This is a genomic window from Paraburkholderia sp. UCT70, assembly GCF_050434085.1.
GTDB classification, from domain to species: Bacteria; Pseudomonadota; Gammaproteobacteria; order Burkholderiales; family Burkholderiaceae; genus Paraburkholderia; species Paraburkholderia tuberum.
In genome coordinates, this window is the sequence record NZ_JBNPVZ010000004.1 from 836,713 (window position 1) to 860,171 (window position 23,459).

Below are 23,459 nucleotides of genomic sequence, written 5' to 3' on the forward strand. Positions count from 1 at the left end.
ATCAGGCAGGATCAGCCAGCGTATTGCTGGTGAAGAGCAGGGGCCGGGAAACCGGCCCCTGCTTTTTTTGTGCCCGACTATCTCTCGTATATCCCCGTATTTGCGTTTTTTCCGCTCGCAGCCGTCGCCGGATTGCCCGATAATTCCTCCCCATGAACGCACCGTCCAAAGATCCCCAACTCGAGTCGCTGAAAGTCCCGCCGCATTCGATCGAAGCCGAGCAATCGGTGCTGGGCGGCCTGCTGCTCGATAACGCGGCCTGGGACCGCATCGCCGACTTCCTCGCGCAAAGCGACTTCTACCGCTACGACCACCGCATCATCTTCGAGCACATCGGCAAGCTGATTGCGGCCACGCGGCCGGCCGACGTGGTCACCGTCTACGAAGCGCTCGGCACTTCGGGCAAGGCGGAAGAGGTCGGCGGCCTCGCTTACCTGAACGCGCTCGCGCAGAACACGCCGAGCGCGGCCAACATCCGCCGCTATGCGGAAATCGTGCGCGACCGCGCGGTGCTGCGCCGGCTCGTGTCGGTCGCCGATGAAATCTCCGCCGACGCGTTCAACCCGCAAGGCAAGGAAGTCCGGCAATTGCTGGACGAAGCGGAATCGAAGGTGTTCTCGATCGCCGAAGACGGCGCGCGCGGCACCCAGGGCTTTCTCGAGATCGGGCCGCTGCTGACTCAGGTGGTCGAGCGGATCGACACGCTCTATCACACGGCCAATCCGAGCGACGTGACCGGCACGCCGACCGGCTTCGTCGATCTGGATCGTATGACCTCGGGCATGCACGGCGGCGAGCTGATCATCGTCGCGGGCCGTCCGTCGATGGGTAAGACGGCGTTTTCGATGAACATCGGCGAATACGTCGCGGTCGAGTACGGACTACCCGTCGCGGTGTTCTCGATGGAAATGCCGGGCACGCAGCTCACGATGCGTATGCTGGGCTCGGTCGGCCGGCTCGACCAGCATCGCATGCGAACCGGGCGCCTGACCGACGAGGATTGGCCGAAGCTCACGCACGCGGTGCAGAAAATGAGCGAGGCGCAGATCTTCATCGACGAAACCGGCGGTCTGAACCCGATGGAACTGCGCTCGCGCGCGCGCCGGCTATCGCGCCAGTGCGGCAAGCTCGGACTGATCATCATCGACTATCTGCAGCTGATGAGCGGCTCGTCGTCGGGCGAAAACCGCGCGACCGAAATCTCGGAAATCTCGCGTTCGCTGAAGAGCCTCGCGAAGGAGCTCGACGTGCCGGTGATCGCGTTGTCGCAGCTGAACCGCGGTCTCGAGCAGCGGCCCAACAAGCGGCCAATCATGTCGGACCTGCGCGAATCGGGAGCTATCGAACAGGACGCCGACGTGATCCTGTTCATCTACCGCGACGAAGTGTACAACCCGGACAGCCCCGACAAGGGCACCGCGGAGATCATCATCGGCAAGCAGCGGAACGGTCCGATCGGTCCCGTTCGGCTCACTTTCCACGGCCAATACACGAAGTTCGACAACTTTGCGGGCGCGCAGAACTTCTACGGCGGCGAGTGACGCAAGGCGCCGTGGGCTGTTGTAACGGCGCTGTCGCGAGTGCGGCAATGATGGCGGAACGGTACAATCTGGCGGTTTTATGTCAGCCATAACGTGACCCATTTCCAGGATCCCAATGTTCGGTCGATTCATGCCCACCGAGGGCAAGTTCTTTGAAATCTTCAATTCGCACGCAACGTGCATCATCTCGGCAAGCCGCGAACTCGAACTCCTGATCGACAATCTGCAGGACGCCGAAACCCACAAGCAGAACGTACAAAAGGCCGAGAAAGCGGCCGACAAGCTCACGCACGAAGCCATCGACCTGCTGCACAAGACCTTCATCACGCCGCTCGACCGTGACGAGATCCACAAGCTGATCACGACGATGGACGACATCCTCGACCTGATGGAGGACGTCGCCACCGCGATCTCGCTGTACGACGTGCAAGCGGTCACGTCGGAGGCGAGCCAGCTCGCGCATATCTGCACGGCGACCTGCGAGCGCGTGCAGTTCGCGGTCAGCCTGCTGTCGGACATGAAGCAGGCGAGTCAGATCCTGAAGGCCTGCGAGGACATCGACCGGCTCGAATCGGAAGCCGACCGCGTGCTGCGCGCGGCGATGTCGAAGCTGTTCCGCGAGGAAGACGACGTCAAGGTCCTGATCAAGCTCAAGGCGATCTACGAGCTGCTCGAAACGATCACGGACAAGTGTGAGGATGTGGCCAACATCATCGAAGGCATCGTGCTGGAAAACGCATAATGCAATCGATACAACTCGCTATCTGGGTCGTCACCGGCCTGGTTGCCATTGCTTTGGTGTTCGACTTCATGAACGGTTTTCACGACGCGGCGAATTCGATCGCCACGGTCGTGTCGACCGGCGTGCTGAAGCCACAGCAGGCGGTGGCGTTCGCGGCGGCGTTCAACGTCATCGCGTATTTCGTGTTTCACCTGAAGGTGGCCACGACCGTCGGCAAGGGCACGATCGACCCGGACATCGTCGACCACTACGTGATCTTCGGCGCGTTGGTCGGCGCGATCGCGTGGAACGTGATCACCTGGGTCTACGGCATTCCGTCCAGCTCGTCGCACGCGCTGATCGGCGGCCTCATGGGTGCGGCGCTCGCGAAGTCTGGCTGGGGATCGCTGAACTGGGATGGCCTGATGAAGACCGTCGCGTTCATCTTCATTTCACCGCTGCTCGGCTTCGTGCTCGGCTCGTTTTTCATGCTGCTGGTGTCGTGGCTGTACTTCCGCACGCCGCCTAGCAAGGTCGACCGGCGCTTCAGGCGTCTGCAATTGCTCTCCGCTGGCCTGTACAGCCTGGGTCACGGTGGCAACGACGCGCAGAAAACCATCGGTATCATCTGGATGCTACTGATCGCCAGCGGCTTCGCATCGATGAAGGCGGACGCGCCGCCGCTGTGGGTGATCGGCGGCTGCTATCTGTCGATGGGTCTCGGTACGCTGTTCGGTGGCTGGCGCATCGTGCGCACGATGGGCCAGAAAATCACGAAGTTGAAGCCGGTCGGCGGCTTCTGCGCGGAGGCGGGCGGAGCGATCACGCTCTTTACCGCCTCGGCGCTCGGCATTCCCGTCTCTACCACGCATACGATCACCGGCGCGATCGTCGGAGTCGGCGCGACGCAGAAGCTGAGCGCGGTGCGCTGGGGTGTCGCCGGCAACATCGTCTGGGCCTGGATTCTGACGATCCCGGCTTCCGCGGTGCTGTCCGGCGGGGCCTGGTGGCTGGGCCACCACTTCCTGTAATCACCATGCGATGCAGGCCTGCGCTGCCGGATTCGGCTGAGTTCGGCTGAACAGCACGCGCGGGCTTCGGCTACATGCCGCCCATGGCATCGCACCGGTGTCCCTACGCAGTTCGACTAAAAAGCGCGTTGCACGGCGCGTTCAGATCAGCGGCGCGTTCGCACCATCCATCGGAATGATCGCGCCCGTCACATAGCTCGCGCGGCGGCTCGCGAGGAACAGCGCCACGTCGGCGATTTCCTCCGGCTTTGCATAGCGCCCGAGCGGCATCCGGGCCTGCCCGCGCGCCAGCGCTTCGTCATTGCCGATGCCTTGCTGCGCCGCTTCCAGCCGGACCGCTTCCTCGACGCGCTCGGTCAGCGTCGAGCCCGGATTGATCGCGTTGATGCGGATGCCATAGCGCGCGTAGTAGTGCGCGAGGCCGACGGTCGCGAGCATCAGCGCCGCGTTGGCCGCGCCGCCTGCGATATGGATGTCGCTCGCGACCTTGCCGCCCATGCCGATGATATTGACGATCGTGCCCGGCTCGGCACCGCCGTTGGCTTTCGCGCGCTCGGCCATACGGCGCAGCACTTCCTGCTGCGGGTAGATATACGGGAAATACTTCGCTTCCATCGTCGCGCGGAATGCGTCGGCATCGAGCGTCTCGGGGTCGTACCGGCGCGCGGCGCCGGCACTGTTGATCAGCACGTCGATCGGGCCCACTGCGGTGCTGACTTCCTCGACGATATCGGCGGCGCTGTGCGATTCGTGCAGGTCGGCGCGCGTGCGGTGCACGTGGAATCCTTCCTGTTTCAGCTGTTCGTAGGCGCGCGCAAGGTTGGCGGGGTCGCGCGACACGATCGCGACCTTCGCGCCTTCCTGTGCGAAGGCGCGCGCGCACGCGAAACCGATGCCTTTGCTGCCGCCGGTGATGAGCACCACCTTATTTCTGAGCCCGAGTTCCATGGTCGTTACCCGCCGTCGAAAGAATATCGATGACGATAGCAGATCACGGCGTCAGAAGTTGCCGTTCGCGAAACGGGCAATCGGGTCGTCGCTGCTTTGCGTGGGTGCGGGCAAGCCGTGGGAAGCCGTCGACGCACGCATGAGCTGCACGGATCCAGTGGCTTCGGTCTGCTGCATCTGCCGGGCCTGGCGTTCCGCGATGGGGGCGGGTGGCGGCGGTTCGAATGCATCGGCGGCGGCGTCGATCGGGTCGGGTGAAGGTTGGGCAACGGTGCGGGCGGTCGTCGCGGACTGCATCGGTTGAGCGGGCGAAGCAGCGCCGCTTTCATACGTACTCGTCTGAGCCGCGGGGACCATCGTCGCTGCCACGGCGCCCGCTGAGCGTGCCTGCAGCTGCGCGGCGCCGAGGCCCGACGGCGGCGGCTCGAATTGATCGGCTTGCACGACGGGCGTGCCGCCGCCTGCACGGGTCGCCGGCGTCGCGCTCGCGACCGGCCGGGCCGTTGCCATCGACGGCGCGCTGGACAGCGCCGTCGGGCCCGCGTAGGTCGACGCAGCCGGAACTGCCACGGTTGTTGCCGTGCCCGTCGCCGCGACCGCAGCACCTCGCTCGGTTCGCGGCGCCGCAGCCTGATAGCTCGGCGTATCGAACGGCGCCGGCGTTGCCGCCGGTCCCGCCATCCGGCGGATGCCGTCGAAGCGCTTCGCCCAGTAGGGATTGGTCAGATAGTCGAGCCGCACGGTGCCGCCCGTCGATGGCGCGTTGACGAAGCGCAGCTTGCCCACGTAGATGCCGACGTGCGAATGCGCGCGCCCCGTCGTGTTGAAAAAGATCAGATCGCCTGGCGCGATTTCGTCCGGTTCGACCGACTCGCCGCGCCCGCTCATCTCGGCCGTCGTGCGCGGCAGGTTCACCGACGCCGCGCGCAGCACGACGTACCGCACGAGACCGCTGCAATCGAAGCCGCTGTCGGGCGTATTGCCGCCCCACCGGTAGGGCACGCCGACGAGACTCATCGCCTGAATGGAGATTTCCTCGCGGCCGATGCTGTGATCGACGAAGTGGGGAAAGCCGGGCGGCGGCGCGCGATAGGCGCCGTTCGCGACGACGCTGCCGCCTAACTCGCGCGACGTCTTCTGCGGCGCGCCGGCACAGGCGGCGAGCAGCAGGACGGGCAGCAGCGATAAGGCGAGTCGGCGCATGAAGACGGCACGGGCGGTAAGCGCCCATTTACTCACTGACGATGTCGGGATGGTAGCCGCCCAACAAGGCTGCGGCAAGAATTGTTGATAAATTACTTGAAGTTTGTGCGCTAAGTGTTGCCTGCGGGGAACGCCGGCGCAATAAAAACAGCCGCGTCCGGAACGAACCGGACGCGGCCTGCGATCAAAAGCCGGAAAAAAAACCGGCGAACCTCTAGAGAATCTCCGACGCGTAGTCAGCGAGGCGCGAGCGCTCGCCGCGCGCGAGCGTTACGTGTCCGCTGTGCGCCCAGCCCTTGAAGCGATCGACCACATAGGTCAGGCCCGAACTGCCCTCGGTCAGGTAAGGCGTATCGATCTGCGCGATGTTGCCAAGGCAGATGATCTTCGTGCCCGGACCCGCGCGCGTGACGAGCGTTTTCATCTGCTTCGGCGTCAGGTTCTGCGCCTCGTCGATGATCAGATACTTGTCGACGAACGTGCGGCCGCGCATGAAGTTCATGCTCTTGATCTTCAGGCGCGAGCGGATCAGCTCCTGGGTCGCGGCGCGGCCCCATTCGCCGGCGGCGTCGTCGGTTTTCTGCAGCACTTCGAGGTTGTCGTCGAACGCACCCATCCACGGCTGCATCTTTTCCTCTTCGGTGCCCGGCAGAAAGCCGATGTCTTCGCCGACCGGCACCGTCGCGCGCGTCACGATGATCTCGTTGTAGCGCTTGTCGTCGAGCACCTGCGCGAGACCCGCCGCGAGTGCGACCAGCGTCTTGCCGGTGCCGGCCTGGCCAAGCAGCGTGACGAAGTCGATGTCCGGATTCATCAGCAGGTTCAGCGCGAAGTTCTGCTCGCGATTGCGCGCCGTGATGCCCCACACGTTGTTCTTGTGGTGGCCATAGTCACGCAGCGTTTGCAGTAGCGCGGTCTTGCCGTTCAGTTCGCGCACCAGCGCATGAAACGCGGGCTCGCCGTTCTGCGGCTCCAGATAAACGAACTCGTTGACCAGCATCGATGCGCACAGCGGACCCGTCACGCGGTAGTACGTGGTGCCGGTTTTTGTGTCCTGCCAGCTTTCCATGCCCTTCGCGTGCCTGGTCCAGAAGTCTTGCGGCAGCGTGCGGATGCCCGTGTACAGCAGGTCGCTGTCCTCGAGCACCTGGTCGTTGAAGTAGTCTTCGGCGGGCAGACCGAGCGCATGCGCCTTGATGCGCATGTTGATGTCTTTCGACACCAGCACGACCTGGCGATCCGCGCGATCGCGCTGCAGCGCGCGCACGACGCCGAGGATCTGGTTGTCGGCCTTGCCTTCGGGCAGACCTTCGACCGGCTCGATCGCGGTCAGCCGGGTCTGGAAGTACAGCCGCCCGGACGCCTCGCGGCTGCCCAGACGCGCGAGCGAAATGCCGTCGGCCATGTCGCCCGCGTTCGCGACGAGCGCGTCGAGCGTGCGGCTCACCTGACGCGCGTTACGCGCGACTTCCGACATTCCCTTCTTGTGGTCGTCGAGCTCTTCCAACGTCATCATCGGCAGATAGACGTCGTGCTCCTCGAAGCGGAACAGGCAGCTCGGATCGTGCATCAGCACGTTGGTGTCGAGCACGAAAAGCTTCTGCACCTCGGCTGGCATGGTGCCCGTGCCACGTTTCTTGCGCGTGGCCGCAGGGCTCGCTGCGGCGGGCGCGGCGGCTGTTTCGTCCGTGCGCTGCTTCGCGGCTGGCGTGCGTGCGACGACCGGCTGCGCTTCGGCCGCGTCGGCTTCGAGCTGCGCTCGCGCGGACGGAACCGGCTGCAACAGCGCGGCGGTCTGCCTGGTCTTGCGGCCGCGCGCGGGCGCGGGTTGCGCGGCGGGCGGCGACTCGACGGCGGGCACGGGCCATAACGTAGTGGCGGCGTTGGCGGCCTGCGCCATCGGTGTGGCGACATTGGCGCGGCCGTAATCGGCCGACTCTGCGGATTCCCCTTCACGCGCCTGTTTTTTCGCGGTGGAGCGCGCGGGCGTGACGGCTTTGGCCTTGTATTCGTCAGGCGACAAAAGATTGCCGAGCTTGCTGGGGGGAGTAGGCAAAGGCATGGTTTCCCTCGAAATAATCGGGTCACATATCGTGCGCCGCCCGTCGCATTCTGACGATGCCCTCATGGGACATCGAGTTTGCGCGAGGAGGCGCGCATTCGGTCTAGAGATGCCGGTTCGCCTGGTTTTCGATAGGCTCCTTGACGGAAGCGCGTGAACCAATGAACGAACGGTCGCGCGCAATTAAAAAAGCCGCCGCCCCGGCATTCGGGGCAAGCGGCTCGACGATGATGCTCACGTTGCGCCTCACGCTCCGAACGGCACCGGTGGATCCGGTCAGGCGGCCGTCAGGGCTGGCGCAGCGGAGAAAAATGTGGGGTGGACAGGCACTCATTGCGGGCCAATATAACGCGCATCAAAGCGCTTGTACAGCCTCCAGAATGTCGTCGACATGGCCCGGCACTTTAACGCCGCGCCACTCCTGGCGCAGCACGCCATCGGCGTCGATGAGGAACGTGGAGCGCTCGATTCCCCGTACCTCTTTGCCATACATTTTCTTCATTTTGATGACGGCGAAGAGGGCGCACAGCGTTTCTTCCGGGTCGGAAACCAGCGGGAAGGGTAGTTCGAGCTTAGCCTTGAAGTTGTCATGCGAACGCAGACTGTCGCGCGACACGCCGATCACTTCCGCGCCGGCTTTCTTGAACTTCGGATACAGATCGCGGAACTGCAACCCTTCGGTTGTGCAGCCCGGCGTGTTGTCCTTCGGATAGAAATACAGCACCACCTTCTTGCCCCGCAGCTTTGACAGCGCGATTTCGCCGCCCGTCGCGGCGGCGGTGAAGTCGGGGATGGGTTGGTCGACTGCGATGGACACGAGGTTCTCCGGTTGTTGGGGCTGGCGTCGCTAGGTGCCGCGGCGTCGGCCGGTCTGTCGTCGAGGTTGTTGTTGTTCGGGAATACGGTCGGCGCGCGGTTGTCCGATCGTCAGACCCGGCAAGGAAGCGGGTAACAGGCGGGCGACGGGCGGGCAACCAGCGGCGCGCCTTCTAACGCCTCCCGCGTCGCGGGCCTTCAGGGCTGGACGATCAGTTCGCCGGAGCGTCCCGGAATCTCGCCCCACGCGACAGGGTACGATGGCAGCGTGTCGCGGTCTAGCGTGGCGTAGTAATCGCCCATCGTCGCGAACGTGTGGCCCTGCGCGCGCCAGCCTTCGAGCAACTGTTCGAAAACCGGCGCGAGTTTCTGTCCTTCGAGTTCCGCGTGCAGCGTGAACACCTGGTCGTGCGGATTTTTTTCAGTTTGTTTCAGCATCCACCCGGCGACGTTGTGCGTATCGACACCGTCGACACCGAGCACTTCGTCGAGCGTCGGGAGCGTGGTCGGCATCTGCACGTGCTTCAGCGTCCTGCCGTCGACCACCGGCAGATATGGCGAGTGGCCGCGGCCGTCGGAAGCGTAGCGCATGCCCCACGCGTCGATCTGCTCGAACGCGTGGCCGTTCATCTGCCAGCCCGCGGCGCCGTGCGTGACGGGAGGCGCGCCGAATATCTCGATGAATCGCGCGTGGCTCCGCTGCATCTGCGCGACGGTCCACGCGCGATCTTTGGTGCGCACGTTGTCCTGCCAGTACACGTGATCCCACGTATGGATGCCGCACTCGAAACCGGCTTCGTGGATCGCGCGCATCTCGGCCGCGGCCTTCGCGCCGATGTCCGGACCGGGCAGCAGCACGCCGTACATCAACTGCCTGACGCCGTAATGCTCGACCACCGACGTGCGCGACACCTTCTTCAGAAAGCCCGGCCGCAGCACGCGGCGCATCGCCCAACCGGTGTGGTCGGGCCCGAGGCTGAACAGGAAGGTGGCGCGCGCCTTGAAGCGGTCGAAGATGCGCGCGAGATTCGGCACGCCTTCGCGGGTGCCGCGCAGCGTGTCGACGTCGATCTTCAGGACGATGCGAGCCAAGGACGCGCCCTTATTGCTGTTCGACGAGTGCGCGGGCTTCCGCGACGTGGCCGCGATACGCTTCGAAAATCTTGCGCAGCGCTTCGTCGAAAGTCGACGTGGGTGCCCAGCTGAGTTCCTGCTTCGTATTGTCGATCTTCGGCACGCGGTTCTGCACGTCCTGATAGCCGTTGCCGTAGTACGCGCCCGACGACGTTTCGACCAGTTGCACCTTCTTGGCCGAGTCCGCGTATTCGGGGAATTCGGCCGCGAGTGCCAGCATCTTGTGCGCGAGCTCACGCACCGAGAAGTTGTTGATCGGGTTGCCGATGTTGTAGATCTTGCCGGTGGCGACGCCGTTCTTGTTCGCGATGATCTTCATCAGCGCGCTGATGCCGTCGTCGATGTCCGTGAACGCGCGCTTCTGCGCGCCGCCATCGACGAGGCTGATGTTCTCGCCGCGCACGATGTGGCCGAGGAACTGCGTGACCACGCGCGAGCTACCTTCCTTCGGCGTGTAGATCGAGTCGAGGCCCGGGCCGATCCAGTTGAACGGACGGAACAGCGTGAAGTTCAGGCCTTCCATGCCGTAGCCCCAGATCACGCGGTCCATCAGTTGCTTCGAGCACGCGTAGATCCAGCGCGGCTTGTTGATCGGGCCGTACGACAGCTGCGATTCTTCCGGATCGAACTGCTCGTCCGTGCACATGCCGTAGACCTCGGAGGTCGACGGAAACACCAGATGCTTGCCGTACTTGACGGCTGAACGCACGATCGGCAGGTTCGCCTCAAAGTCGAGTTCGAACACGCGCAGCGGCTGCTTCACATACGTTGCGGGCGTGGCGATCGCGACGAGCGGCAGAATCACATCGCACTTCTTGACGTGATATTCGACCCATTCCTTGTTGATCGTGATGTCGCCTTCGAAGAAGTGCATCCGCTCATGATTGACGAGGTCGCCGAGACGTTCGGTCTGCATGTCCATCCCGAACACTTCCCAGTCGGTGGTTTCGAGAATGCGTTTGGACAGGTGATGGCCGATGAAGCCATTCACACCCAGAATCAGGACTTTTTTCATGAATGAGATTGGATGAGCTGGGCGAACTCCGCCGGACTGACGGCAGACTCGCCGCCGTCGTGCTGGTGCCGCAATTCGTGGATGTTGATCGCGCGGCCGTCGCCGCAGATCGCGAAAACGGCATTATCGCTTACGTGCAGGCCCGGGGGCAAATCCGAGCGGAGCGCGCCGGGCGCGGCCAGACGCGCGCGCGCGACGATGAAACGGCGCCCGTTCAGCTCGGTGAAAGCGCCCGGATACGGCGGCGCGACCGCGCGGATCAGGTTGTAGACCTGTTGCGCGGACTGATTCCAGTCGATGCGGCCGTCTTCCGGTTTGCGCCCGCCGTAGTAGCTGCCATGCGCGAGATCGTTCGGCAGATGCGGCGCCTCGCCCGCGAGCAGCGCCGGCAGCACGCGCCACAGCGTTTGCTCGGCGGCGACCGCGACCTTGTCGAAGACCTGCGCGGCGGTGTCGTCGGGCAGGATCGGCACCGGTGTTTGCGCAATGATCGCGCCGGCGTCGGGCTTCGCGGCCATTTCGTGCAGTGTTGCGCCGGTTTCGCTTTCGCCGTTGAGCACCGCCCAGTTGGTCGGCACGCGGCCACGATACTTCGGCAACAGCGAGCCGTGCATGTTGTAAGCGCCCCGTGCGGCGATCGCGAGCAGGTCGAGCGGCAACATGTGGCGGTAGTAGAACGAGAAGATGAAGTCCGGCCGCGCGGCGCTCACCGCGGCGCGCAGTTCGGGGCTCTTCGGATCGGCCGGCGTGACGACGGCAATGCCGTGCCCGGCTGCCACCGATGCGACGCTGCCGAACCAGATGTTCTCGCTCGGGTTGTCTTCGTGGGTCACGACGAGCGCGACCTCGACGCCGCGCGCGAGCAGCACCTGCAGGCAGCGCACGCCGACGTTGTGATACGCGAATACGACGGCGCGCGGCTTCATGGATGGTGTCCCTGGTCGGCGACCGGCACCGGCTGCACGCCTTGCACGACGGTCTGACGCGGCGCTTCGGCGACGGCCCCGCCGTCGCGTTCCTCGAGAATGGTCTGCACCAGATAACGCGGCCGCGCACGCACCTGCTGATAGATCCGGCCGATGTATTCACCGAGCAGGCCGAGCGCGAAGATGATCACGCCGAGCAGGAAGAAGGTGATTGCAAACAGCGTGAACACACCTTGCACTTCCGCGCCGACGATGAAACGGCGAATCAGCAGCAGGACGAACAGCGCCGCGGACCCTAGCGACAGGATCACGCCGATGAACGACAGCCATTGCAGCGGCACCACCGAGAAGCCGGTGACGAGGTCGAAATTCAGACGGATCAGCGAGTACAGCGAGTACTTTGACTCACCGGCGAAGCGTTCCTCGTGCGCGACCTCGATTTCCACCGGATTCTGCGCGAACGTGTACGCGAGCGCCGGAATGAACGTGTTGATTTCGCCGCAGCGGTTGATCGTATCGACGATATGGCGGCTGTAGGCGCGCAGCATGCAGCCCTGGTCGGTCATCTTGATGCGCGTGATGCGCTCGCGCAGATGATTCATCGCGCGCGACGCCTTGCGGCGCCACAGGCTGTCCTGGCGCTGCCGACGGATCGTGCCGACGTAGTCGAAACCTTCGCGCATCTTCGCGACGAGCTTGGCGATTTCCTCGGGCGGATTCTGCAGGTCGGCGTCGAGCGTGATCACGATGTCGCCGCGCGACTGCTCGAAGCCCGCGAGAATCGCCATGTGCTGGCCGTAGTTGCCGTTCAGCAGGATCACGCGCGTGGTGTCGGGGCGCGCGCGGAACTGCCCGGCGAGCAGCGCCGCGGATTTGTCGCGGCTGCCGTCGTTGATGAAGATCACTTCATAACCGGTGCCGAGCGCGTCGAGCGCCGGATAGAGGCGCGCGAACAGCGCGGCCAGTCCGGCTTCCTCGTTGTACACCGGAATGATGATCGACACTTCCGGTGCGACGGCGCGATGTTCCGAATAAGTCATGTCCGCTTATTTTCCGTAGTGTTCGCAAATTTCGTTGACCGCGCGGCACACGCGCTCGACGTCGCCTTCGTTCATCAGCGTGAAGAGTGGCAGCGTGACGGTGGTGGCGCCGAAGCGCTCCGCGTGCGGGAACATGCCTTCCTTGAAGCCGCGCGCGCGGTACAGGGAAAACAGGTGCAGCGCCGGGTAGTGCACGCCCGAGCCGATGCCTCGCTCCTTCAGCTCGCCCATGAAGCCGGCGCGGTCGATCGACAGTTTTTCGAGCGGCAGCGTGATCTGGAACATGTGCCAGTTGCTGTTTTCGAAGTCCGCGGGCGGCAGGCCGACGCCGAGCTTAACGGCCGCGCCGCCTTCGAGTTGCGCGAAGTACGCGCGCACGAGCTTCTTGCGCTGCGCGATGAAGCGCTCGAGATGCGGCAGCTGGCCGAGGCCGACACGCGCGGCGACGTCGGTCAGGTTGTACTTGCCGCCGAGCACGTCGCAGTCCATGCCGTCGAAGCCGGTGCGCGTGATGCCCTGCAGCCGGTACTTCTGCGCGAGCACCGCTTCTTCCTCGTTGTTCAGCACCAGCGCGCCGCCTTCGACCGAGGTCAGGTTCTTGTTCGCGTGGAAGCTGAACGACACGATGTCGCCGAGCTTGCCGATGCGCTCGCCGTTCCAGGTGGAGCCGAATGCCTGCGCGGCGTCTTCGATCACGCGCAGCTCGTGCGCGCGGGCGATCCCGTACAGACGGTCCATGTCGACCGGCAGGCCCGACAGGAACACCGGCAGCAACGCCTTGGTGCGCGGCGTGATCGCTTTTTCGAGCAGGTCGAGATCGATGTTGCGCGTGATCGGGTCGATGTCGGCGAACACTGGCGTCGCACCGGTTTCGAGGATCACGTTGCAGGTCGACACCCAGGTGGCCGGCGTCGTGATCACTTCGTCGCCGGGACCGACGCCGGCGATGCGCAGGCCGATTTCGAGCGTCGCGGTACCGGAATTGAAGGTGCGCACCGGGCGGCCGCCGCAGAACTCGGACAGCGCGGTCTCGAACTTCTGGTTCTGCGGGCCGGTGGTGATCCAGCCGGAACGCAGCACGTCGGCGACGCCCTGGATCGTTTCCTCGTCGATCTCGGGTTTGACAAACGGCAAAAACGGGACTTTTGACTGGCTCATGAATGCATCGCTCGATTGAAAGGGGCGCGGCCCGACGGGCGCGAAGTACGATGGGCGCGAAGTAAACCACAAACTACCCGCAAACCCAAGGCCGCGGCTTAAAAAACGCAACCGCGCAGCTTACCGCGGACTACCTTACGTCTCGCTTAGGCGGCGCGTGTGCCGCGCGGGCTCCTGCGCGAGGCGCCGCGCCTAGCTGCGCGCGAGCACGACCACGCCGACGAGAATGATGCCGATGCCGACCAGCTTCTGCACCGACATCACTTCGCCGAACAGGTACCACGCGGCGATCGCATTGACGACGTAGCCAAGTGACAGCATCGGATAGGCGATCGACACGTCCACGCGCGAGAGCCCGATGATCCACACCGCCACGCTGATCACGTAGCAGGCGAGTCCGCCGATGATCGGCGGCTGGGTTGCCAGCTTGAAGCCGATGGGCAGGATGTTCGCACGGGTGAATTCGAAGTGTCCAACGGCATTCGTGCCGGCCTTGAGCAGCAGCTGCGCGCCGGCGTTCAGCGTGACGCCGGCCAGGATGCAGAACAGGGAAATCGGGTTCATCGAACGGTCTGGTTCTCGAAAGGGTTAGGGCTTTGCCGCGGGCGTGGAGACGGGGGCCGGCGTGGCCGATGCCGCGGGCCTCACTTCCACGACTGCCGATGCGGCATTAGCGGGGGTAGCGGGTGCTGCTGCCGCCGCTGCGGCCGGGGCGGCGGCGGCAGCCGCGTCGGCGAGCGGCTTCATCACCACCACGCGGCGCGGATCGCGCGCGATCACCTGCATCGGCACGCCTTGCTTCACGAGGCGGTCGTAGGTCGGCGGCGGGATCAGCGCGAGCGCGTAGCGATCGGCCTTCCAGCGCTCGATCCACGCGTCGACCGTCGGCACCCATTTTTGCGGCTCGACGGACACGCCGAATGCGAGCTCGTCCGGGTGCGCGACCATGATCATCGTGTGGCCGATGTAGAACGGCAGCGTGTGGTCGAGCATGCCGACCGAGTAGAACGGCGTGTCGGGCGGCAGCTTCGCGAGCTCGGCCTTGATCGCGGGCGCGAGCGGCGCGCCGGAGCTCAGGCGCCCGAACACGTCGTGGCCGGTGCCCGCGATGGTGCCGAGCAGCAGCCAGCCCGCGCCGAACGCGGCGAGGCTGCCGAGACCGACTCGCGCGTTGGCGCCAACGCCGCCCTGGCCGCGGCGGTTCAGCCACAGCGCGAACAGCGTGAGCACGAACGCGACGGCTAGCGCGGCGAGCACCCACACGCGGTATTCGGCATACAGCTCGGCTGGATTGCGCGCGGTGCCGAAGCGCGGCAGGAACAGCGCCGCGAACGCGGCGACCACGAAAAACAGCGCGTAGCCCGCCAGATGCCGGCGCAGCTGCTCGCGCGTGACGAGCGGCAGATACATGCCGATCAGCATCGCGATCGGCGGCGCGATCGGCAGCGTGTAGGACAGCAGCTTCGAGTGCGACGCGCTGAAGAACAGGAAAATGAAGACGATCCACGTGAGCATCAGCGTGACCGGCGCGAAGCCGTTCGGCTGACGCGGCTGGCGCCACGCGTGGCGCACGCTTTGCACGGTTACCGACAGCCACGGCAGGAAGCCCACCAGCAGTACTGGCACGAAGTAGTAGAACGCGCCGGGGCGATTCTGCTCGGGCGTCAGATAGCGCTTGAACTGCTGAACGACGAAGAAGAAGTTCAGGAATTCCGGATTGCGCTGCTGGACGAGGACGAACCACGGCGTCACGATCGCGAAAAAAACGATCAGCCCGCTCACCAGATGCAGACGCTTCCATAGCGCCCAATCGCGCGCGATCAGCGTGTAGAGCACCAGCGCCGCGCCCGGCAGGATCAGCCCGACCAGGCCCTTCGAGAGCACCGCCAGCGCCATCGACGCCCAGCACACCCACATCCAGCCGCGCACGCATGGGGGCCGCAGGTTCGGGCGCTGGGCGAGCAGCAGCGCGCACAGCGTGAGCGCCATCCAGAGCGACAAGCCCATGTCGAGCGTATTGAAGTGGCCCATCAGGTTCCAGTACGGCGAACAGGCGAGCACGAGTGCCGCGAACACGCCGGTCGCCGCGTTGAACACGCGGGCGCCGGTAAAGCCGATCAGCAGCACGCCGGCGAAGCCCGTCAGCGCGGTGTAGAGGCGCGCCTGCCATTCGCCGATGCCGAACCACGCGAACGTCAGCGCGTTCGCCCAGGTTTGCAGCGGCGGCTTCTCGAAGTACTTGTAGGCGTTGTAGCGCGGCGTGATCCAGTCGCCGGTCACGAACATTTCGCGCGCCATTTCGGCGTAGCGGCCTTCGTCGCTCGGCAGCAGATGGCGCCAGCCGAGTGGCACGAACCAGATCACGGCGAGAACCAGCACCAGCAACAGGATCGCGGTGCGGTTGAGCGGTAGCCTCGACGGCGTATCGTTCATGAAATATCAACCCTTCTTGTTATCGACGGCGCGCGCACGGGCGCGACGCGGGGGGCCAGAACCGGGCCGGCCGGGTGCGCCGGCGCGGGATGCGCCGGCGCCGGGCACGCTCAGGCCTCGATCAGCAACGCGGCCGCGACCTTGCGGCCCTCGGCCATCAGAATGTTGTAGGTGCGGCAGGCGGCCTTGAAGTCCATCGTTTCCACGCCGATGCGTTTCGCTGTCAGCGCGGCGGTCAGGCGCGGGTGCGGAAAGCGCAGCCGCTCGCCGCTGCCGAACACGACCACTTCGGGCGCGGCGTCGGCCAGCATCGCGAAATGCTCGGCGCTCAACTGCTCGAATGACGAGACGGGCCAGGGAATGACCGGCGCGTCCGGCAGCACGAGAATACTGCCCGCGTGACGCACCAGATTGATTTCGACGTAGTCCGCGCCGTAGCCGGTAACGGTATTGAGCGCGCCGCTGGAATCCTGATGTAATTTCAAATTGGTTTTCCGAAGTCGTCGTGAGACGTCATGCGTGTTGTCGGCCTGGCTGCACGTCGCACAGGCCGCGCGGTTCGACGCGTGTGACACACGAGAAGGCCGAAAAGGCTTGCCGATGCGGGTGGTGCATTGCGGAAGTCGGCCAAAATCCGCTAAATTATAACTTTTTAGCCGCCTTGCGGCGCCCCTCGCTCAAGTGCCGCCACAAGCCGCGCTGGGCGCATCGGCGTGGCCCACCGGCTACCTGGGTTGGCATCGCCCGCTTTCGCTGCATTTTTTCCCACACGCCGGAACCCGGAAAGCGCGGCCGCTCGGCAGTTCGACCCCATTTCGCGGCTGGCCGCCGTCGCCGGCGCCGCCGCGTCCGAATTCCCCGTAGCGGTGAATCCGAGCGGCCCGGCGTCGTCAGCCCGGCCCCGTTTGCCCAAGGTTTGCCCCAGCCATCAACCAGGATGAAGTGCCCGCCGTGAAACCGATTCTCAAATCCAACAAGTTGTTGAATGTCTGCTACGACATTCGCGGGCCCGTCCTCGAACATGCGAAGCGGCTCGAAGAAGAGGGTCACCGCATCATCAAGCTGAACATCGGCAATCTGGCACCGTTCGGCTTCGAGGCGCCGGACGAGATCATTCAGGACATGATCCTGAACCTGCCCAGCTCGTCGGGCTACTCCGACTCGAAGGGCGTGTTCGCCGCGCGCAAGGCGATCATGCACTACACGCAGCAAAAGGGCGTGCACGGCGTCGAGCTGGACGACGTCTACATCGGCAACGGCGCGTCCGAGCTGATCGTGATGGCGCTCCAGGGCCTCGTCAACGACGGCGACGAAGTGCTGCTGCCCGCGCCCGATTACCCGCTGTGGACCGCCGGCGTGAGCCTCGCGGGCGGCACGCCGGTGCACTACATCTGCGACGAGTCGAATAGCTGGATGCCCGACCTCGATGACATCCGCGCGAAAATCACGCCGAACACGCGCGCGCTGGTCGTGATCAACCCGAACAACCCGACCGGCGCGCTGTACTCGGACGAACTGCTGCTCGACCTGATCGAGATCGCGCGCCAGCACGGCCTCGTGATCTTCGCCGACGAGGTCTACGACAAGATCGTCTACGACGGCAAGACGCACACATCGATGGCGTCGCTGTCCGAAGACGTGCTGACCGTCACGTTCAACAGCCTGTCGAAGAGCTACCGCTCGTGCGGCTATCGCGCCGGCTGGATGGCCGTTTCGGGCCTGATCGGCGAAAACCGCCGGCTCGCGAAAGACTATCTGGAGGGGCTCGGCATCCTCGCGTCGATGCGGCTGTGCCCGAACGTGCCCGGCCAGTACGCGATCCAGACCGCGCTCGGCGGCTATCAGAGCATCAACGACCTGATCGCGCCGGGCGGGCGCCTGTACAAGCAGCGCGAGCTCGCCTACGACATGCTGACGGCGATCCCCGGCGTGAGCTGCGTGAAGCCCGAGGCGGCGCTGTACATGTTCCCGCGCCTCGACCCGAAGGTGTATCCGATCCAGAACGACCAGCAGTTCATCCTCGACCTGCTGCTCGAAGAGCGCGTGCTGCTCGTGCAGGGCACCGGCTTCAACTGGAAGACGCCGGATCACTTCCGTGTCGTGTTCCTGCCGAACGTCGACGACCTCGCGGATTCGATCAACCGGATCGCGCGCTTCCTCGACGGCTACCGCAAACGTCACACAGCCTGAGCCGGCCTCGCGTACGATGTGGCGCGTGAGGCGCGCCGCTCGTGCCACCCCCGACACCCTTTTCAAACCTCTACTAGAAACACACGCTGCATGGAACCGATCAAAGTTGGACTGCTGGGCTTCGGCACGGTAGGCAGCGGGACCTTCACGGTACTGCGCCGCAATCAGGAAGAAATCAAACGTCGCGCGGGTCGCGGCATCGAGATTGCGCGCATTGCCGTGCGCAACCCGGCCAAGGCGACCGCGGCGCTCGGCGGCGAAGCCGGCAGCGTGGCGCTGACCGATGACTTCAACGCGGTCGTCGACGATCCTTCGATCGCGATCGTCGCGGAAATGATCGGCGGCACCGGCATCGCGCGCGACCTCGTGCTGCGCGCGATCAACAACGGCAAGCACGTGGTCACCGCCAACAAGGCGCTGCTCGCGGTGCATGGCACGGAGATTTTCGAGGCGGCGCGCGCGAACGGCGTGATGGTCGCGTTCGAGTCGGCGGTGGCGGGTGGCATTCCGATCATCAAGGCACTGCGCGAAGGGCTGACGGCGAACCGCATCCAGTACATCGCGGGCATCATCAACGGCACGACGAACTACATCCTGTCGGAGATGCGTGACCGTGGGCTCGATTTCGCGACCGCGCTGAAGGCCGCGCAGGAGCTCGGCTACGCGGAAGCCGACCCGACCTTCGACATCGAGGGCGTCGACGCGGCGCACAAAGCGACGATCATGAGCGCGATTGCGTTCGGCGTGCCGGTGCAGTTCGACCGCGCGTACGTCGAAGGCATCAGCAAGCTCGCCGCGATCGACATCAAATACGCCGAGGAGCTCGGCTACCGCATCAAGCTGCTCGGCATCACGCGACGCACCGACAAGGGCATCGAGCTGCGCGTGCACCCCACGTTGATTCCGGAAAAGCGCCTGCTCGCGAACGTGGAAGGCGCGATGAACGCGGTCGTCGTGCATGGCGACGCGGTCGGCACGACGCTGTACTACGGCAAGGGCGCGGGCGCCGAACCGACGGCTTCCGCCGTGGTCGCCGATCTCGTCGACGTGACGCGTCTGCACACGGCCGACCCCGAGCACCGCGTGCCGCATCTGGCATTCCAGCCAGACAGCCTGTCGAACATCCCGATCCTGCCGATCGAAGAAGTCACGAGCGGCTACTACCTGCGCCTGCGCGTCGCCGACGTGACCGGCGTGCTCGCCGACATCACGCGCATTCTGGCGGACAGCGGCATTTCGATCGATGCGCTGCTGCAAAAGGAATCGGAGCTCGTCGACGCGAACGGCAAGGGCGAAACCGACATCCTGCTGATCACGCACGAGACGGTCGAAAAGCAGGTCAATGCCGCGATCAGGTCGATCGAGGCGCTCGAGACCGTCGTCTCGCAAGTCACGAAGCTGCGCATGGAAGCGCTGAACTAGGCCGAACTATGAACTACCTCTCCACGCGCGGCGCCGGAGCCGGCGAGCGCCATACCTTCTCCGAGATCCTGCTCGGCGGTCTCGCGAAAGACGGCGGCCTGTATCTGCCGGCCGACTATCCGCGCGTCACCGCGGACGAACTCACGCGCTGGCGCACGCTGCCGTACGCGGATCTCGCCTTCGAGATCCTGTCGAAGTTCTGCGACGACATTCCCGCCGACGACCTGCGCGCACTGACGCGCAAGACCTACACGGCGGCGACCTACTGCAACGTGCGCGACGACGAAAGCGCCGCGCAGATCACGCCGCTGAAGACGCTCGGCGTCGAAGCCGGCGCGCCGCTGTCGCTGCTCGAACTGTCGAACGGTCCGACGCTCGCGTTCAAAGACATGGCGATGCAGCTGATCGGCAACCTGTTCGAGTACGCGCTCGCGAAGCATGGCGAAACGCTGAACATTCTCGGCGCGACGTCGGGCGACACCGGCAGCGCCGCTGAATACGCGATGCGCGGCAAGAAGGGCATCCGCGTGTTCATGCTGTCGCCGCACAAAAAGATGAGCGCGTTCCAGACCGCGCAGATGTACAGCCTGCAAGACCCGAACATCTTCAACCTCGCGGTGCAAGGCGTGTTCGACGACGCGCAGGACATCGTGAAGGCGGTGTCGAACGATCACGCGTTCAAGGCGAAGTACAAGATCGGCACGGTCAACTCGATCAACTGGGCGCGGGTCGTCGCACAGGTCGTCTACTACTTCAAGGGCTACTTTGCCGCGACGAAGTCGAACGCCGAGCGCGTGTCGTTCACGGTGCCGTCGGGCAACTTCGGCAACGTGTGCGCGGGTCATATCGCGCGCATGATGGGTCTGCCGATCGAGAAGCTCGTCGTCGCGACCAACGAGAACGACGTGCTCGACGAGTTCTTCCGCACTGGTATTTACCGCGTACGCAAGGCGGCCGAGACGTATCACACGAGCAGCCCGAGCATGGACATCTCGAAGGCATCGAACTTCGAGCGCTTCGTGTACGACCTGCTCGGCCGCGATCCGGCGCGCGTGCTGCAACTGTTCCGCGACGTCGAGGAGAAGGGCGGTTTCGATCTCGCGGCGAGTGGCGACTTCGCGCGCGTAAAGGAGTTCGGTTTCGTGTCGGGCAGCAGCAGCCACGACACCCGCGTCGACACGATCCGCGACGTGTTCCAGCGTTACGACATGATGATCGACACGCACACGGCCGACGGCTTGAAGGTCGCGCGCGAGCATCTGCAGCCCGGCATTCCGATGATCGTGCTCGAGACCGCGCAGCCGATCAAGTTCGGCGAGACGATCCGCGAGGCGCTGCTGCGCGAGCCGGAGCGCCCGGCGGCGTTCTCGGGGCTCGAGTCGCTGCCGCAGCGCTTCGAGGTCGTGCCCGCGGATGCGCAGCGGGTGAAGGACTTCATCGTCGCGAATACCGGCGAATAAGGGCGAGCGGGCCGCGTGAGCCGTTTTACGGCTCACGCGGGATGCCGCGTCGCTTCACGTTGATCGACGCCCACGCCCGCACTACGGGAAAACGCTGGCCGCACCCTCCGCGGCCACGCATCGAAAAACACAAAAAGCTCCCCATAACGCCCGGCCGCCCAGGCTAACGGCATCGGCCGCTACAATGTTCTTTTAACCTGCGGCTTCCACCCCCCCAGATGTCCACACCCACGCCCCGCGCCCCGATGCTCGCCACTGCCGATGCGCTGGCGATCCTGCTCGACGCCGCGCGCGCGCTCGACGGTATCGAAACGCTGCCGACGCTCGACGCGCTGAATCGCGTGCTCGCCACCGACGTCACGTCGCCGCTCGACGTGCCGCCGATGAACACGAGCGCGATGGACGGCTACGCGGTCCGCATCGCCGATCTCGCGCACGGCAGCCGCCTGCCGGTCTCGCAACGCATTCCGGCCGGCCATGCGCCGACGCCGCTCGCGCCCAACAGCGCGGCACGCATCTTCACCGGCGCGACGGTGCCCGCCGGCGCGGACGCGGTCGTGATGCAGGAGCAGACCGAGGTGGCTGGCGACGAGGTGACGATCGTGCATCGGCCGCAGGCGGGCGAGTGGATCACCGCACAGGGCGCCGATATTCGCGCGGGCTCGGTGATCCTGCCGGCCGGCACGCGGCTCACGCCGCAGGCGTTGGGGCTTGCCGCGTCGGTCGGATGCGCGCGGCTCGAGGTGCGCCGCCGCGTGAAAGTCGCCGTATTCTTCACCGGCGACGAACTGACGATGCCCGGTGAGCCGCTGAAGCCCGGCGCGATCTACAACTCGAATCGCTTCACGCTGCGCGGCCTGCTCGAGAAGCTCGGCTGCGACGTGACCGACTATGGCATCGTCGCCGATCAACTCGACGCGACCCGCGCGACGCTGCGAGAAGCCGCCGAGGCGCACGATCTGATTCTCACCTGCGGCGGCGTGTCGGTCGGCGAGGAGGATCACGTGAAGCCGGCGGTGGAGGCCGAAGGGCGTCTGTCGATGTGGCAGATCGCCATGAAGCCGGGCAAGCCGCTCGCGTTCGGCGCGGTGCGGCGTGGTGCGGGTGGTGCGGGTGGTGCAAATGGGGGCGAGCCGGCCGAAACGTTTTTCATCGGCCTGCCCGGCAATCCGGTGTCGAGCTTCGTGACGTTCCTGCTGTTCGTGCGTCCGTTCGTACTGCGGCTGGCCGGCGTGCAGGCGGTCGCGCCGCGCGCGCTGTCGCTGCGCGCGGACTTCACGCAGGGCAAGGCCGATCGCCGCAACGAGTTCCTGCGCGCGCGCGTCAATGTGGCGGGAGGGCTCGATCTGTTTGCCAATCAGAGTTCGGCCGTGTTGACGTCGACCGTGTGGGGCGACGGTCTGATCGACAATCCGCCGAACCACGCGATCAGCGCCGGCGAAACCGTGCGCTTCATTCCGTTTTCCGAACTGCTGAACTGAGGCCGGTCGTCCGCGGCATGCGCGGCTTAGACCGGCGGTATCCCGATGAAGATTGAACTCCGATACTTTGCGAGCGTGCGTGAAGCGCTCAATACGTCCGACGAAAGCGTCGAGGTGCCCGACGGCATCGCGACCGTCGGCGATGTGCGCGCGTGGCTGCGCGTGCGTGGCGGCATCTGGGCCGAGACGCTCGCCGAAGGCCGCGCGCTGCGCATGGCCTGCAACCACGTGATGACCGGCGCGAGCACCCGCATCACCGAGGGCTGCGAGGTCGCGTTCTTTCCGCCCGTCACCGGCGGCTGAGCCGCGCTCTCGCACATTACGTTCACGCCAGCGACAAAAGCCCTCAGGAGCCGTCCATGCCCGTTCGCGTCCAGACCGAAGACTTCGACCTCAGCGCCGAGGTGGCCGCGCTGCGCGCGCGCAATCCGAGGATCGGCGCGGTCGCGTGCTTCGTCGGCACCGTGCGCGATCTCAACGAGGGCAGCGCGGTCGAGACGATGGAGCTCGAGCATTATCCGGGCATGACGGAGAAGTCGCTCGAGGCGATCGTCGAGCGTGCGCGCGAACGCTGGCCGGGCATCGAGGTGCTGATCGTGCATCGCGTCGGCAAGCTGTATCCGCTCGATCAGATCGTGCTCGTTGCGACGACGGCCGCGCATCGCGGCGACGCGTTTGCGTCGTGTGAATTCGTGATGGACTATCTGAAGACCGAAGCGCCATTCTGGAAGAAGGAGAAAACCGACGCGGGCGAGCGCTGGGTCGACGCGCGCGTGACCGACGATGCCGCGCTCGCGCGCTGGGGAATCGATTCGCGAAATCGGACTCCGGAGTAAACGAGTCGCTGGCCGCGGAGTTGCGACGGCGCACGCGGCGTC

The 23,459-nt window shown here is 65.1% G+C and carries 22 protein-coding genes; 9 read left to right on the forward strand and 13 right to left on the reverse strand.

The features are described 5' to 3' along the window. Positions 1-152 precede the first annotated feature (152 nt). From OKW41_RS29475 to OKW41_RS29485, 3 genes are all read left to right on the forward strand, one after another. On the forward strand, positions 153-1,541 hold the full coding sequence (locus OKW41_RS29475; protein WP_184029116.1) for a replicative DNA helicase: 1,389 nt from the start codon (positions 153-155) through the stop codon (positions 1,539-1,541). Positions 1,542-1,656: 115 nt separating this feature from the next. Next, a complete protein-coding gene (locus OKW41_RS29480) occupies positions 1,657-2,283 on the forward strand; it encodes a DUF47 domain-containing protein (RefSeq protein WP_018418171.1) in 627 nt (208 codons plus the stop codon). Beyond that, positions 2,283-3,293: an inorganic phosphate transporter gene (locus OKW41_RS29485; protein WP_429574819.1), complete on the forward strand. Its 1,011-nt coding sequence runs from the start codon at positions 2,283-2,285 to the stop codon at positions 3,291-3,293. The genes OKW41_RS29480 and OKW41_RS29485 overlap by 1 nt, the downstream gene beginning before the upstream one ends. A gap of 141 nt (positions 3,294-3,434) precedes the next feature. On the opposite strand, the gene OKW41_RS29490 is transcribed toward OKW41_RS29485, so the two are convergent. The 13 genes from OKW41_RS29490 to OKW41_RS29550 all read right to left on the reverse strand — a co-directional run bounded on the left by OKW41_RS29490 (position 3,435) and on the right by OKW41_RS29550 (position 16,513). Beyond that, positions 3,435-4,241, reverse strand: coding sequence for an SDR family oxidoreductase (locus OKW41_RS29490; RefSeq protein ID WP_429449582.1), 807 nt, complete (start codon positions 4,239-4,241; stop codon positions 3,435-3,437). 51 nt (positions 4,242-4,292) lie between these two features. Further along, a complete protein-coding gene (locus OKW41_RS29495; protein WP_429449584.1) occupies positions 4,293-5,444 on the reverse strand; it encodes an NlpC/P60 family protein in 1,152 nt (383 codons plus the stop codon). A gap of 214 nt (positions 5,445-5,658) precedes the next feature. Continuing rightward, positions 5,659-7,506, reverse strand: coding sequence for a PhoH family protein (locus OKW41_RS29500; protein ID WP_429449586.1), 1,848 nt, complete (start codon positions 7,504-7,506; stop codon positions 5,659-5,661). A gap of 103 nt (positions 7,507-7,609) precedes the next feature. After that, positions 7,610-7,744 carry a hypothetical protein gene (locus OKW41_RS29505; protein ID WP_260321379.1) on the reverse strand — a complete coding sequence of 45 codons (135 nt, stop codon included), beginning with the start codon at positions 7,742-7,744 and terminating at the stop codon, positions 7,610-7,612. A 117-nt stretch (positions 7,745-7,861) separates the two neighbouring features. Next, entirely contained in the window at positions 7,862-8,323 is a 462-nt protein-coding gene (locus OKW41_RS29510) for a peroxiredoxin (RefSeq protein ID WP_429449588.1), read from the reverse strand. Positions 8,324-8,520: 197 nt separating this feature from the next. After that, positions 8,521-9,414, reverse strand: a complete 894-nt coding sequence (locus tag OKW41_RS29515) for a polysaccharide deacetylase family protein (protein ID WP_429574820.1) — start codon at positions 9,412-9,414, stop codon at positions 8,521-8,523. A gap of 10 nt (positions 9,415-9,424) precedes the next feature. Further along, a complete protein-coding gene (locus OKW41_RS29520; RefSeq protein ID WP_429449592.1) occupies positions 9,425-10,471 on the reverse strand; it encodes a bifunctional UDP-4-keto-pentose/UDP-xylose synthase in 1,047 nt (348 codons plus the stop codon). Then, on the reverse strand, positions 10,468-11,397 hold the full coding sequence (locus OKW41_RS29525; RefSeq protein ID WP_429574821.1) for a formyltransferase: 930 nt from the start codon (positions 11,395-11,397) through the stop codon (positions 10,468-10,470). The genes OKW41_RS29520 and OKW41_RS29525 overlap by 4 nt, the downstream gene beginning before the upstream one ends. Next, entirely contained in the window at positions 11,394-12,437 is a 1,044-nt protein-coding gene (locus OKW41_RS29530) for a glycosyltransferase (protein WP_429574822.1), read from the reverse strand. The genes OKW41_RS29525 and OKW41_RS29530 overlap by 4 nt, the downstream gene beginning before the upstream one ends. Before the next feature lie 6 nt (positions 12,438-12,443). Beyond that, the gene (locus tag OKW41_RS29535) at positions 12,444-13,595 is read right to left on the reverse strand and encodes a DegT/DnrJ/EryC1/StrS family aminotransferase (RefSeq protein WP_429574823.1); all 1,152 of its coding nucleotides are present in this window, start codon (positions 13,593-13,595) and stop codon (positions 12,444-12,446) included. Between the two features lie 192 nt (positions 13,596-13,787). Continuing rightward, positions 13,788-14,159, reverse strand: coding sequence for an SMR family transporter (locus tag OKW41_RS29540; protein WP_013089326.1), 372 nt, complete (start codon positions 14,157-14,159; stop codon positions 13,788-13,790). 24 nt (positions 14,160-14,183) lie between these two features. After that, positions 14,184-16,028, reverse strand: coding sequence for a glycosyltransferase family 39 protein (locus OKW41_RS29545; protein WP_429574824.1), 1,845 nt, complete (start codon positions 16,026-16,028; stop codon positions 14,184-14,186). Positions 16,029-16,138: 110 nt separating this feature from the next. Beyond that, entirely contained in the window at positions 16,139-16,513 is a 375-nt protein-coding gene (locus OKW41_RS29550) for an Mth938-like domain-containing protein (protein WP_429449601.1), read from the reverse strand. 457 nt (positions 16,514-16,970) lie between these two features. Between OKW41_RS29550 and OKW41_RS29555 the strand changes: the two genes are divergently transcribed. The 6 genes from OKW41_RS29555 to moaE all read left to right on the forward strand — a co-directional run bounded on the left by OKW41_RS29555 (position 16,971) and on the right by moaE (position 23,417). Next, the gene (locus tag OKW41_RS29555) at positions 16,971-18,218 is read left to right on the forward strand and encodes a pyridoxal phosphate-dependent aminotransferase (protein ID WP_429574825.1); all 1,248 of its coding nucleotides are present in this window, start codon (positions 16,971-16,973) and stop codon (positions 18,216-18,218) included. Between the two features lie 90 nt (positions 18,219-18,308). Then, on the forward strand, positions 18,309-19,640 hold the full coding sequence (locus OKW41_RS29560; RefSeq protein ID WP_429574826.1) for a homoserine dehydrogenase: 1,332 nt from the start codon (positions 18,309-18,311) through the stop codon (positions 19,638-19,640). An 8-nt stretch (positions 19,641-19,648) separates the two neighbouring features. Then, the gene (thrC, locus tag OKW41_RS29565) at positions 19,649-21,100 is read left to right on the forward strand and encodes a threonine synthase (protein ID WP_429574827.1); all 1,452 of its coding nucleotides are present in this window, start codon (positions 19,649-19,651) and stop codon (positions 21,098-21,100) included. Between the two features lie 245 nt (positions 21,101-21,345). After that, positions 21,346-22,581 carry a molybdopterin molybdotransferase MoeA gene (locus OKW41_RS29570; protein WP_429574828.1) on the forward strand — a complete coding sequence of 412 codons (1,236 nt, stop codon included), beginning with the start codon at positions 21,346-21,348 and terminating at the stop codon, positions 22,579-22,581. A gap of 45 nt (positions 22,582-22,626) precedes the next feature. Next, positions 22,627-22,884: a molybdopterin converting factor subunit 1 gene (gene moaD, locus OKW41_RS29575; protein ID WP_090804599.1), complete on the forward strand. Its 258-nt coding sequence runs from the start codon at positions 22,627-22,629 to the stop codon at positions 22,882-22,884. Positions 22,885-22,940: 56 nt separating this feature from the next. Then, positions 22,941-23,417: a molybdopterin synthase catalytic subunit MoaE gene (gene moaE / locus OKW41_RS29580; protein WP_429574829.1), complete on the forward strand. Its 477-nt coding sequence runs from the start codon at positions 22,941-22,943 to the stop codon at positions 23,415-23,417. Positions 23,418-23,459 lie beyond the last annotated feature (42 nt).